Source organism: Microbacterium sp. EG9 (genome assembly GCF_059759475.1).
In genome coordinates this window covers 1,664,335-1,675,763 of the sequence record NZ_CM186217.1, presented here as the reverse complement: position 1 = coordinate 1,675,763, position 11,429 = coordinate 1,664,335, and the positions used below count along the sequence as shown (strand labels likewise).

At 72.3% G+C, this 11,429-nt stretch carries 13 protein-coding genes; 6 read left to right on the top strand and 7 right to left on the bottom strand.

Features of this window, described 5'->3' with window-relative positions:
* Nucleotide 1: 1 nt before the first annotated feature.
* Nucleotides 2-175: a DUF3117 domain-containing protein gene (locus AC6CQV_RS07915; RefSeq protein ID WP_082734206.1), complete on the top strand. Its 174-nt coding sequence runs from the start codon at nucleotides 2-4 to the stop codon at nucleotides 173-175.
* Nucleotides 176-247: 72 nt separating this feature from the next.
* On the opposite strand, the gene AC6CQV_RS07910 is transcribed toward AC6CQV_RS07915, so the two are convergent.
* Complete coding sequence (locus AC6CQV_RS07910; protein ID WP_498259172.1) at nucleotides 248-889, bottom strand: O-methyltransferase; 642 nt, start codon at nucleotides 887-889, stop codon at nucleotides 248-250.
* A 71-nt stretch (nucleotides 890-960) separates the two neighbouring features.
* Between AC6CQV_RS07910 and AC6CQV_RS07905 the strand changes: the two genes are divergently transcribed.
* Nucleotides 961-1,338: a twin-arginine translocase TatA/TatE family subunit gene (locus tag AC6CQV_RS07905; RefSeq protein WP_060960161.1), complete on the top strand. Its 378-nt coding sequence runs from the start codon at nucleotides 961-963 to the stop codon at nucleotides 1,336-1,338.
* A 12-nt stretch (nucleotides 1,339-1,350) separates the two neighbouring features.
* Here AC6CQV_RS07905 and AC6CQV_RS07900 read toward each other — a convergent pair whose 3' ends face one another.
* From AC6CQV_RS07900 to AC6CQV_RS07890, 3 genes are read right to left on the bottom strand one after another with little or no spacing between them, the layout of a single operon-like run.
* Nucleotides 1,351-2,526: an Mrp/NBP35 family ATP-binding protein gene (locus AC6CQV_RS07900; RefSeq protein WP_101306066.1), complete on the bottom strand. Its 1,176-nt coding sequence runs from the start codon at nucleotides 2,524-2,526 to the stop codon at nucleotides 1,351-1,353.
* A complete protein-coding gene (locus AC6CQV_RS07895; RefSeq protein WP_498259171.1) occupies nucleotides 2,523-3,074 on the bottom strand; it encodes a DUF1003 domain-containing protein in 552 nt (183 codons plus the stop codon). The genes AC6CQV_RS07900 and AC6CQV_RS07895 overlap by 4 nt, the downstream gene beginning before the upstream one ends.
* Nucleotides 3,074-4,363 (bottom strand): magnesium transporter MgtE N-terminal domain-containing protein, encoded by a 1,290-nt coding sequence (locus AC6CQV_RS07890; RefSeq protein ID WP_060960164.1) that lies wholly within the window; start codon nucleotides 4,361-4,363, stop codon nucleotides 3,074-3,076. Before AC6CQV_RS07890 ends, AC6CQV_RS07895 begins: the two co-directional genes overlap by 1 nt.
* 73 nt (nucleotides 4,364-4,436) lie before the next feature.
* Between AC6CQV_RS07890 and AC6CQV_RS07885 the strand changes: the two genes are divergently transcribed.
* A complete protein-coding gene (locus AC6CQV_RS07885; RefSeq protein ID WP_232784056.1) occupies nucleotides 4,437-5,090 on the top strand; it encodes a YflT domain-containing protein in 654 nt (217 codons plus the stop codon).
* Nucleotides 5,090-5,761: an alpha/beta hydrolase family protein gene (locus tag AC6CQV_RS07880; RefSeq protein WP_498259170.1), complete on the top strand. Its 672-nt coding sequence runs from the start codon at nucleotides 5,090-5,092 to the stop codon at nucleotides 5,759-5,761. Before AC6CQV_RS07885 ends, AC6CQV_RS07880 begins: the two co-directional genes overlap by 1 nt.
* Here AC6CQV_RS07880 and AC6CQV_RS07875 read toward each other — a convergent pair.
* Both AC6CQV_RS07875 and AC6CQV_RS07870 read right to left on the bottom strand, forming a co-directional pair.
* A complete protein-coding gene (locus AC6CQV_RS07875; RefSeq protein WP_498259169.1) occupies nucleotides 5,751-7,172 on the bottom strand; it encodes an aminopeptidase P family protein in 1,422 nt (473 codons plus the stop codon). The genes AC6CQV_RS07880 and AC6CQV_RS07875 overlap by 11 nt on opposite strands.
* Before the next feature lie 23 nt (nucleotides 7,173-7,195).
* A complete protein-coding gene (locus AC6CQV_RS07870) occupies nucleotides 7,196-8,248 on the bottom strand; it encodes an endonuclease/exonuclease/phosphatase family protein (RefSeq protein WP_498259168.1) in 1,053 nt (350 codons plus the stop codon).
* Between the two features lie 109 nt (nucleotides 8,249-8,357).
* Between AC6CQV_RS07870 and AC6CQV_RS07865 the strand changes: the two genes are divergently transcribed.
* Nucleotides 8,358-9,239 (top strand): PHP domain-containing protein, encoded by an 882-nt coding sequence (locus tag AC6CQV_RS07865; RefSeq protein ID WP_498259167.1) that lies wholly within the window; start codon nucleotides 8,358-8,360, stop codon nucleotides 9,237-9,239.
* A 15-nt stretch (nucleotides 9,240-9,254) separates the two neighbouring features.
* Nucleotides 9,255-10,133, top strand: a complete 879-nt coding sequence (locus tag AC6CQV_RS07860) for a DUF817 domain-containing protein (RefSeq protein WP_498259166.1) — start codon at nucleotides 9,255-9,257, stop codon at nucleotides 10,131-10,133.
* Here AC6CQV_RS07860 and AC6CQV_RS07855 read toward each other — a convergent pair.
* The gene (locus AC6CQV_RS07855; protein WP_498259165.1) at nucleotides 10,069-11,424 is read right to left on the bottom strand and encodes an HNH endonuclease signature motif containing protein; all 1,356 of its coding nucleotides are present in this window, start codon (nucleotides 11,422-11,424) and stop codon (nucleotides 10,069-10,071) included. The genes AC6CQV_RS07860 and AC6CQV_RS07855 overlap by 65 nt on opposite strands.
* Between the last annotated feature and the right edge of the window lie 5 nt (nucleotides 11,425-11,429).

Below are 11,429 nucleotides of genomic sequence, written 5' to 3'. Positions count from 1 at the left end.
GATGGCAGCCATGAAGCCGCGAACCGGTGACGGACCGATGGAGGCCGTGAAGGAGGGGCGCCTGATCATCGTGCGCGTTCCCCTCGAGGGCGGCGGTCGACTCGTCGTCTCGGTCAATGACGAAGAGGCCAAGGAACTGCACGGCGTGCTCGGCGGCGTGGTCGGCGCGGCCTGAGTTCCTCCGATACGAGAGAAGGGTCGGTCTTCGGACCGACCCTTTTCCGTCCCCCGGTGCCGGACCGCGCGCTCAGCGCGCGTCGGCGGCGACGGTCGTCAGCTGCAGGAGCCCCTCGCCCACGATCGACAGCGCGCCCAGCACGGCGGGGGAGGACTGGGTCTCCTGGATGAGGGTGCGGAACGCGGTCGTCACCGGGTCGCGACGCACGGGGTCGGCGACCGCTCCGCCGGCGAGCACGCGCGGGATCAGCACGGTGCCCCCAGCCCGCACGAGGCGCAGGCCGTGCTCGACGTGGTCGATGACGCCTTCCGGATCGGCATCCACGAGCACGATGTCGTAGGACGCCTCGTTCATGCGGGGGAGGACCTCCGTCGCCCGTCCGGCGATGAAGCGCGCGCGTGCCGGCGGGACCTTCGCATCCGCGAAGGCGACGCGGGCGGCGGCGAGATGCTCCGGCTCCTTGTCGATCGTCGTCAGCGTCGCCCGGGGGGCGCCGTGCAGCAGCCAGAGGCCGGAGACGCCGGCCCCCGTGCCGATCTCGACGATGTTGAGGGCGGCGGTCGTGGCGGCGATGACGGCGATCTGCGCGCCGACGGCGGGGCTGATCGGATCGGCGCCGAGCTCGAGCGCGTGTGCACGGGCGCGCTCGATCGCCTCGGGTTCGACGGTGACCTCGTCGACGTACCTGCGGATCGCGTCCTGATCGGCCATGTTCATCCTCCGCCCCCAGCGTACGGTGCCGGTCGCGTCGCGGCGGGCAGGCGCACGGGTAACCTGGAGTCATGTTCTTCGGCCTCGACTGGGACAAGCTCGTCCTGATCCTGATCGTGGCCGCCCTCCTGGTCGGACCCGAGCGGCTGCCGCATTACGCCGAGACGCTCGCCAAGCTGACCGTGCGCGCCCGCGAGTGGCTGAGCGGTGCGAAGACGCGCGTCAAGGACGAGCTGGGCGAGGACTTCGACGACGTCGAGTGGCGCAAGCTCGATCCCCGCCAGTACGACCCGCGCCGCATCATCCGCGACGCGCTCCTCGACGACGCGCCGGTTCCCGCCGTCCGCGCCGCCGCCGTCGGCACGGCGATCGCCGCCACCTCGCCGACGCCGCTCACCCCCGCCTTCGATCCCGAGCTCGACGTCCCCTACGACGACGAGGCCACCTGACCGGCCGGCCGCTCAGCGCAGGGTGAGCGGCAACGATCTGCCGGCGAGGCCTCGCGGAGCGCGCGCCAGAGCGTCGGCCACCGCCGTGATGGCCCGCGCGGCGGGATCGTCCGGATCGGCGACCACGATCGGCACGCCCTCGTCGCCGCCGCGGCGCAGCCCCACGCTCAGCGGAACGGAGGCGAGCAGCGGCACGTCGTGTCCGCCGCCCGACAGGGATGCCGCGACCGCCGCGCCGCCGCCGGCGCCGAACAGGTCGAGCACGCTGCCGTCGGGGAGCGTCATCGCGGCCATGTTCTCGACGACGCCGATGACGCGCTGCCCGGTCTGCGCCGCGACGAGTCCGCTGCGCACCGCGACGTCGGAGGCGGCGGTCTGCGGCGTCGTGACGACGAGGACCTCGGCGTGGGGGAGCAGCTGGCCCACCGAGATGGCCACGTCTCCCGTTCCCGGGGGCATGTCGATGAGGAGGATGTCGAGGTCGCCGAAGTAGACGTCGGTGAGGAACTGCTGCACGGTGCGATGGAGCATCGGCCCGCGCCACGCGACCGCCGCCGAGACCGGTTGGTCGCGCGGCAGGAACATCCCGATGGAGATGGCCTTCACGCCGAAGGCCACCGGCGGGAGCATGAGGTCGTCGATCCGGGTCGGCGCGGGCGGGCGACCCTCGGCATCCACGAGACCCAGCAGCGCCGGGATCGAGAAGCCGTGCACGTCCGCATCGATGAGACCGACGGCGAGACCGCGGGCGGCCAGGCCGACGGCGAGGTTCGCCGTGAGACTCGACTTTCCCACGCCGCCCTTGCCGCTGGTGACCGCGATGACGCGGGTCAGCGAGTCGGGGCCGAACGGCATGGTGCGCGCCGCGCGGCCTCCGCGCAGGCGCGCCGTGAGCTCCTGGCGCTCCGCGGGCGTCATGACGCCGACCGCGATCTCGACGGTCGCGATGCCCGGCACGCTCGCCGCGGCGGATCGCACCTCGCGCTCGATCCGGTCGGCAGCGGGGCAGCCGACGATCGTCAGCGCGATCCCGACGTCGGCGCGGTCGCCGACGACGCGCACATCTCGCACCATGTCGAGCTCCGACAGCGGACGGCGCAGCTCGGGGTCCATGACCGCCCCGACCGCGCGCTGCACGGCGTCGCGGCGGAGCGCGTCCGGATCGTCGTGCGCCTGCGGCGCCGTCATGAGGACTCGGGCGCCGTGCCCGGGGTCGACGGCGACGTCTCGCGCGACTCCTCGAGCGACTCGAGCAGCGCCTTGAGCTCCTGACGCAGCACGTCGCGGGTGACCACGTGCTCCGAGACGTCCGTCATCGCCATCCGCAACGCGACGACCTCGCGCGCCAGGTACTCCGTGTCGGCGAGATTGCGCTCGGCGCGCTGGCGGTCCTGCTCGATCTGGACGCGGTCGCGGTCGTCCTGCCGGTTCTGCGCGAGAAGGATCAGCGGGGCCGCGTAGGAGGCCTGCAGCGACAGGATGAGCGTCAGCAGCGTGAAGTTGTTCTCCGCCGCGTCGAACTGGATGTCGCGCGGCATCACCGAGTTCCACCACAGCCACACGATGACGAACACCGACATCCCGATGAGGAAGCCGGAGGTGCCCATCGCCCGCGCGAACGCCTCCGAGAACCGGCCGAACCGGTCGCGCGAGGGCTGGGGCGTGCGGTTGAGCATGCCGGCGCGCCCGCGCGGCGCGTCCAGCGAGGGGATGCGGCGGTCTTTCGCCTTGGCCATCAGGGCCTCCTCGGGATCGTCGCGGTGGTAGCAGGGACGACGAGCGGATCGTCGGTGCCGTCATGGGAACGCCAGTCCTCCGGCAGCAGGTAGTCGAGCACGTCGTCGACGCTCACGGCGCCGACGAGCCGATGCGCCGGGTCGACCACCGGCAGGGAGACGAGGTTGTAGCTCGCGAGCAGGCGCGCGACCTCGGCGGCGGAGGCGGTCACCGGCACGGGATCGAGCGTGTCGTCGATGATGGCGCCGAGCCGTTCGTGCGGGGGATAGCGCAGCATCCGCTGGAAATGGACGGTTCCCAGCAGCCGGCCGGTCGGTGTCTCGTACGGCGGGAGGGTGACGAAGACGGCCGCCGCGAGGGCGGGGTGCAGCTCGTGGCGGCGGATGAGCGCGAGCGCCTCGGCCACGGTCGCGTCGGCCGACAGCACGATCGGCTCGCTCGTCATCAGACCGCCGGCGGTATCGGGCCCGTACTTGAGCAGCGCACGGACGTCTTCCGCCTCCTCGGGCTCCATGAGCTCGAGGAGCTCCTCACGCTGGTCCTCGGGCAGCTGCGCGAGGACATCGGCCGCGTCGTCCGGCTCCATCTGATCGAGGATGTCCGCGGCGCGCTCATCGCCGAGCGCCTCGAGGATGTGGACCTGCTCGTCCTCCGGCATCTCCTCCAGCGCGTCCGCGAGACGGTCATCAGACAACTCCTCGGCGACCTCGAGCAGCCGTTCCTCGGGAAGGTCGAGGAGTGTGTTGGCGAGGTCGGCGGGCTTGAGCTCCGAGAACGTCGCGACGAGCTGCTCGGCGGACTGCGCTTCGCCGGGCACGGCCTGCTCGCGGACGTCGCCCCAGTTGGCGAAGGTCGTCGGACCCTTCGCGAACGGGGAGGCGCTCGTCCGGGGCTTGCGCAGGAAGAGCTGCCCGATGTCCCACTCGCCGAGGCGGTTGCGCTCGATCGCCGCGTCTTCGATGACGGCGTGGCCGGAGCCGTCGGTGAAGTACACCTTGCGCCCGAGCATCTCGCTCATCACGCGCACCTCGCCGCCGCGCTGCTGGAAGCGGCGCACGTTGATGAGGCCCGTCGTGATCACCTGTCCGGACTGGATCGAGGTGACGCGTCCGATCGAGAGGAAGACGTGCCGGCGCCCGGGGATCTCGACGACGAGCCCCACGACACGCGGCGGGTCGTCTTTTCGGTAGATGACGACGACGTCCCGGACCTTGCCGAGACGATCGCCCGCGGGGTCGAAGACGGTGCAGCCCACCAGCCGTGCCACGAAAACCCTCTGCGTACTCACTCGACCAGCGTAGTCCGCGCGCCCTCCGCGAGGCCGACGCGCAGCGTGCGCATGACAAGATGGTCGGGTGAGCATGTTGGGCGGAATCCCCCAGGAGCAGGGCGAGAAGATCGCCGACTACGCGACGTATCCCGCCGCTCAGAAGGCCGTCTCGCAGCTCGTCGAAGCAGACATCCCGGCGCGCGACATCGCCATCGTCGGCCATGGCCTGCGATCGGTGGAGACCGTCACCGGCCGCCTCGGCTACGCCGCCGCCGCGCGATCGGGCGCCATCAACGGCATCCTGCTCGGTCTCCTCTTCTCCGCGATCTTCGTGCTGGGCACGCCGAACGCCGCGATCCAGCTCTTCGTCGGCGTCATGCTCGTCGGCATCGCCCTCGGGATGCTGATGAGCATCGTCACCTACTCGATCGTGCGCCGCCGTCGCGACTACACCTCCGTCACGCAGGTGCTCGCCGACCGGTACGAGGTCACCGTGCTGCCACGCAGCATCCATCGCGCGCGTGAGGTCGTGGGCCGGACGGTCGCGCCCGCGCCGGCGCACCCCGTGCACCCCTCGCCGGCCGCGCCCGCACCCGGGCCGGCGGCACCTCCCCAGTATGGAGAACGGATCGATCCGCCGCAGTACGGTGAGCGCATCGACGGCGAGGGCCGTCCGGCCGCCGCGCCGGACGCACCCCCTTCCGACGAGGACCGCGACACGGGGTCGGCCGCCGCGGAGCGGTGATGGAGGTCGCGCTGCCCGCGGGCGTCGTCACCGTCTCGACCGCGCTGTCGGCGGCGGAGAGCCCCTGGGCGGTCATGGCCCTGGCTCACGGCGCGGGCGCGGGCATGGACCATCCGTTCCTGATCGGGTTCGCCGATGCGCTGGCCGCGGAGGGGGTCGGCGTCCTCCGCTTCGCGTTCCCGTATGCGCAGGCGGGGCGGCGGATGCCGGGACCGGCCGCTCATGCCGTCGCCGCGTGGACCGCGGCCGTCGCCGCCGCCGGCGCGGCGGTCGCCGGGGTCCCGCTGTTCGCGGCGGGTAAGTCCTACGGCGGGCGCATGGCATCGATGGCGGCCGCCGACGGCGTGATCTCGCCCGCCGGACTCGTCTACCTCGGCTACCCGCTGCATCCGCCGGGCGCCCCGGAGAAGCTGCGGGCGGCGCACCTGCCGTCCGTCGCGGCGCCGCAGCTGTTCGTCGAGGGGACGGTCGACCCGTTCATCCAGCCGCGGGCGCAGTTCGAGGAGGTCGTCGCGACATGCCGCGACGCCTCGGTCGTGTGGGTCGACGGCGGGCACTCCTTCGAGGTGAAGGGACGCCGACGTCCGGCCGCCGAGGTGGGCGCCGGCCTCGCGGCGTCGGTGGTGCCGTGGCTGCGCGCGCAGGCGCGGGATGCCGCGATCAGCTCGTGACGGCGCGTCCCGCGATCCAGGCCTCGACCTCGTCCGCCGTGCGCGGGATCGCGGCCGAGAGGTTCACGGGGCCGTCCGCGGTCATGAGGACGTCGTCCTCGATGCGCACGCCGATGCCGCGGTACTCCTCCGGAACGGTGAGGTCGTCGATCTGGAAGTACAGGCCCGGTTCGATGGTGAACACCATCCCCGGCTCGAGCGCGCCGTCGTAGTACATCTCGCGGCGTGCCTGCGCGCAGTCGTGCACGTCGAGACCGAGGTGGTGGCTCGTGCCGTGCACCATGTAGCGGCGGTGCTGCCCACCGGCGTCGGCGTCGAGGGCTTCCTCGGCGGTGACCGGAAGCAGACCCCATTCGGCGACGCGGGCGGCGATCACGCGCATCGCGGCCTCGTGCACCGCGCGGAACTTCACGCCGGGTCGGGCGGCCGCGAAGGCGGCGTCGGCGGCTTCACGGACGGTCTCGTAGATCGTGCGCTGGATGGGGGAGAAGGTGCCGTTCACGGGAAGCGTGCGCGTGATGTCGGCCGTGTAGAGGCTGTCGACCTCGACGCCGGCGTCGATGAGGATGAGATCGCCGGGCACGACGGCGCCGTCGTTGCGCGTCCAGTGCAGGTAGCAGGCGTGCGGGCCGGACGCGGCGATCGTGTCGTAGCCCTCGCCGTTGCCGTCGACGCGTGCGCGGTGGTGGAACACGCCCTCGACGGCGCGCTCTCCGCGCGGCGTGGCGATGATGCGCGGCAGGTCGGCGACGATGTCGTCGAATCCGCGGGCGGTCACCTCCACCGCGAGGCGCAGCTGGGCGATCTCGTACTCGTCCTTGATGAGTCTCAGCTCGGACACGAAGCGGGTCAGCTCGTCGTCCTCGTCCAGGACGAGGTCGCCCTCCCCGGGCGCGAACGCGTCGATGTGGGCGGTCGCGATGCCGAGGTCGCTCGCGACGCCGTCCAGCGCCGGCCGCGGCCCGATCCAGAACTCGCCGATCGTCGCATCGCCGTAGAACTCCGCGGTGGTGCGGTCGGCGCGCTCGCGCAGATAGAGGGTCACATCGTGGCCCGAGCCATCGGCCCGCGGGTCGAAGACGAGCACCGACTCGGGCACGCTGTCGCTCGCCCAGCCGGTCAGGTGCGTGAAGGCCGAATGGGCGCGGAACGGGTAGTCGGTGTCGTTCGACCGCTGCTTGTAGGTGCCGGCGGGCAGCACGAGGCGGCGCCCGGGGAACGCGGCGGACACGGCCGCGCGGCGTGCAGCGGTGTAGGGCGCCTGCTCGCGCGGCGGGGGAGTGAGGTCGGGGCGATCCGCCCACCCGGTCGAGATCGTCTCGAGGAAGCCCCGCGGGAACGGCTGCTTGCGGTTGGTGTTCTCGGTGGAGGTGACGGCGGTGTCGGTCGTGGCGCTCTCGCTCGTGCTCATGCCCTCCAGTCTCGCACCTCCGCTCACCCGCCGGCGGGCTGTGTGGCGTCGCGCACGTCGTATTGCACGATCAGGGGGCGGTGGTCGCTGCCGCTCGCGTCGAGGGAGCCGAGCACGACCGATCCGGTCGCCGTCCAGCGGTCGGTCGCCATGATGTGATCGATCGGCGTGCCGAGGAGGGCGGGCCACGCCGTCGACCAGGTGCCGACCCCGCCCGAGCCGGTCTGCGCCGCGGCATCCGTGCAGCGTCCGAGGTCGCCCCCGTCGACGCCCAGTCGCGCCATGTGATCGACCGTCGCATTGAAGTCGCCCGCCATGATCACGTCGTCGCTGGCGCACTGGTTCGCGACCCACTCCAGATCGCCCCGCCAGTCCTCCATGCGGTCCTGGCGCGGAGCGACCGCGTGCACGGCGACGATCGTCGGCCCGCTGCCGTCGACCGGCATCGCCACCACGCTGGGCACCGCGGAGGTGTTGGTCGCGCCGTCGGAGGTGGACGCGACGACGGCGTAGTCGCCGAGCGCGGGCGAGATGAGCAGCGTCGTCGAGTTGGCGGCCCAGTCGGGGTAGCCGGGACGCTCGCCGTAGTTCTCGTGGTGGGCCCACATGGGCGAGCCCATCTCGCGCATCGCGATGGCGACCGCCTCGCCCGTCTCGATCGTCGTCTCAGGGAGGGCCACGATGTCGGCGCGCATCGCGACGGCCGTCTGGGCGATCAGCTGCGCGTCGGTCGCGGCGCCGGCGGTGTTCCAGGTCATCACGCGGATGGACGTGTCTGTGGGTTCGGGGAGCGTGCCCGACCCGAGGCCCCGCGACAGCAGGATGCCGCCGTTCACGAGGCCGGCGACGAGGGCGATGATCGCGATCGTCCCGGCGAACGCCCGCAGCGGCCGCGCGAGGGCCAGCAGCAGCCCGAGCACGAAGACGACGCCGAAGACGATGACGACGACCCCGCGCAGGGAGACGATCTGCGCGAACGGGAAGGTCTGCTCGAGGCGGAAGAACTGCGGCCAGGTGACGACGGCCGCGGCGATCGCCGCGGCCACGGTGATCAGGATTCCGAACAGGCGCAGCACGTCAGGACTCTACGACAGTGCCCCTGAGAGTTCCCGGACCGTCGCCTCGACTCTGGCTACGCGCCGCCTCGTCCCGGCCTCGTGTCCGCGCCGACGGTACGCTCGTGGCATGGTCGTGTCGCAGGGGGAGCATCGGGCGCTCCGCTTCCGCGGGCCGAGCGACCTCCACCTGCACTCGGACCACTCCGACGGCACGGAGCCGCCGGCCCGGGTGATGGCCGCCGCGCACGCCGCCGGACTGCATACCGTGGCGCTGACCGATCACGACACGACCTCCGGCTGGACCGAGGCGGCCGAGGCGGCCGGCTCGCTCGGGATGACGTTCCTCCCCGGCATGGAGCTGTCGGCACGGCACGAGTGGCGCAGCATCCATGTGCTGGCCTACCTGTTCGACCCCGAGCACCCGGGCCTGCGCGCCCTCACCGACCGCATCCGCCACTCGCGCCTGACGCGGGCGCAGACGATGGCGGAGCGTATCGGCCGCGACTACGAGCTGACCTGGGACGACATCGTCGCCCAGACGGCCGTGGGGGCCACCGTGGGGCGTCCGCACCTGGCCGATGCGCTCGTCGCGCGCGGCTACGTGCGCGACCGCGGGGAGGCCTTCGCCGGCATCCTGCATCCGGGCAGCGACTACTACGTCGACCTCTACGCCCCCGACCCCGTGACCGCGGTCGCGACGGTGGTGGATGCCGGTGGTGTCCCCGTGATCGCGCACCCCGCGGGGCGCGGCGGGCTCCTGCCCGACCCGCTCATGGACCGGATGCTCGCGGCCGGCCTGGCCGGCTTCGAGCTCGGTCACCGCGAGAACCGGGAACCGGCGCTCGGCGCACTGCGGGAGCTCGCGCAGCGGCGCGATCTGCTCGTGACGGGATCGAGCGACTACCACGGGCTGGGAAAGCCCAACCAGCCGGGGGAGTTCACCACCGACGACGACGTGGTCGCGCGCATCATCGCCGCCGCCCGCGGGAGCGACCCCGTCTTCCCCTGACGTCGCGCACTCCGGATGCAGCAACCCACCCCCCTCGAACGGCGGATCGACGCCGCGGCCCACCGGCTGCTGCGCGGTGCTCCGGAGAGCGGCATCCGTGCCCTTCTCGTCGAGGCGGCGGTGTTCGTGGTCAAGCAGGCGTGGGCGTGCGTCTTCGGCGCCGCGCTTCTCGCGGTCATCGTCGCGGCCCGGCTGTGGTGGCCCGACGATGCGGCGCTCGCCCGCAACGATGCGCTGACGATCGCCGCCGTGCTCATCCAGATCGGGATGCTGGTCGGGCGCCTCGAGACGGGGCGCGAGCTGTGGGTGATCGTGCTGTTCCACATCACCGGCACCGGGATGGAGCTGTTCAAGACGGACGTCGGCTCGTGGTCGTACGCCGCCGAGGGCGTGCTGCGCCTCGGGGGCGTGCCCCTGTTCAGCGGCTTCATGTACGCGGCCGTCGGCTCGTACATGGTGCGGGTCTACCGCCTCTTCGACCTCAGCTTCGTGCGCTACCCGCGTCGGTGGGCGACCACGGTCGTCGCGGCGCTGATCTACGTCAACTTCTTCTCGCACCACTACGTCTGGGACCTGCGCTGGCTGCTCCTGCTGGCCGTCGCAGCGCTGTGGCTGCCGACGGTGATGCACGCGCGCATCTGGCGGCGGACGCTCCGGCTGCCGCTGCTCGCGGCCTACGCCGGCGTCGCCCTGTTCATCTACCTCGCCGAGAACATCGCGACCTGGGCCGGGGCGTGGCTCTACCCCGACCAGCTCGACGGATGGCACCCGGTGTCGCTCACCAAGCTCGTGTCGTGGTTCCTGCTGATGATCGTGTCGGTCGTGATGGTCACGTGGGTGTACCCGCCCCGACCCCCGTCGGCGACGCCGGGGTCGCGGAAGAGCCCGGTGTGAAGGCGGGGAGGCTGCGTTCGGGGACGACGGTGTAGTGGCGGCCCGTGGGCGAGGTCCATTCGAGCGCGCCGGAGTGGGCCGTATCGGTGAGCGGGCGCACGCGCCAGCCGCCGTGGTGCTTCACGGTGTGGTGCCCGCGGCACAGGGGCGCGAGGTTGGTGAGTGCCGTGTGACCGCCGTCGTCCCACGCGACGGTGTGGTCGAGGTCGCACCGCTCGGCGGGGACGCCGCAGCCGGGGGCCATGCAACGTGCTGCCCTCCAGCGGGCGAGCCGCTGGAGGGCCGGTGGGGGTCGGTAACGTTCGCGTCCGACGGAGAGGACGGCGCCGGTGTCGGGATGGGTGAGCACCCGCATCCACCCATCCGTGCCGCCGCACAGCTCCCGTGCCCGCTGAATCGGGATCGGTCCGACCCCGTCGACGACCGCGGCCCCGCAGTCGGGAAGGGCGGCGTCGAGCAACGCGAGAGCGGGAACGGTGACGACCACGGTGGCGCGGATCCCGCGGGCAGTGTCGGGGTGCGCGGCGCAGGTGCCGTCGATCAGCAGGTCGCCGAGGACATCGGCACGTGCCTGGTCCCGCGTGCGATCGTCGCGGGCATCGGGGTCGCCGGCGCCGACGGTCTTCGCGATCGCGGTGAGGCGAGCGTGGATCGCGTGGGCCTCGACCGCGGGCAGGTAGGCGGTCAGCCAGGCCATCCCGTCGTCGGCGGGCTCGATGAACACCCGCCGCTCCTGCAGGGCGCGCTCGTGACGGTCGGGGAGGGTCTGCACGCGGACCTGATCGATCAGCGCCCGTAACCGTCGTCGGAACGTGCCGACCGGCTCGGCTTCCGCCAGCTCGATCGCGCGTGGCAACACCGTGTCGCTTTCGGCCGGGGTCAACGGGTCGAGCAGGTCGATCAGCACCTGCACGTGCCGTTGCGTCACCCGCGCCGCGGCGAGCGCGTCCAGAGCCGCCGGGTAGCGGGTCTCGAGCACGTGCGCGTGCGCGATCAGCTGCCCCGCGGCCTGCTCGGTGATCCGCAACGCTGCCGCAAGCTCCAGGCGGATCGCCCGCTCCGCCACGTCGACGAGCCCCCGCCCGGCGGCATCCGCGAGAGCCTCCCGCCGGTATGCCGCGACCCGTCGGTAACGCTCCGCGGCGAACACCGCGACCATGGCGTCGGCATCGCAGATCAATGCCACGGCATCGGGAGGAGTCCACCCCGGATCACACGGGAACGGATCGTCGTCGGGCGCATCCGCCCCGCCGGGTGAACCCGGAGAGGAGTGACCGTCGACGACCTTCATGACCC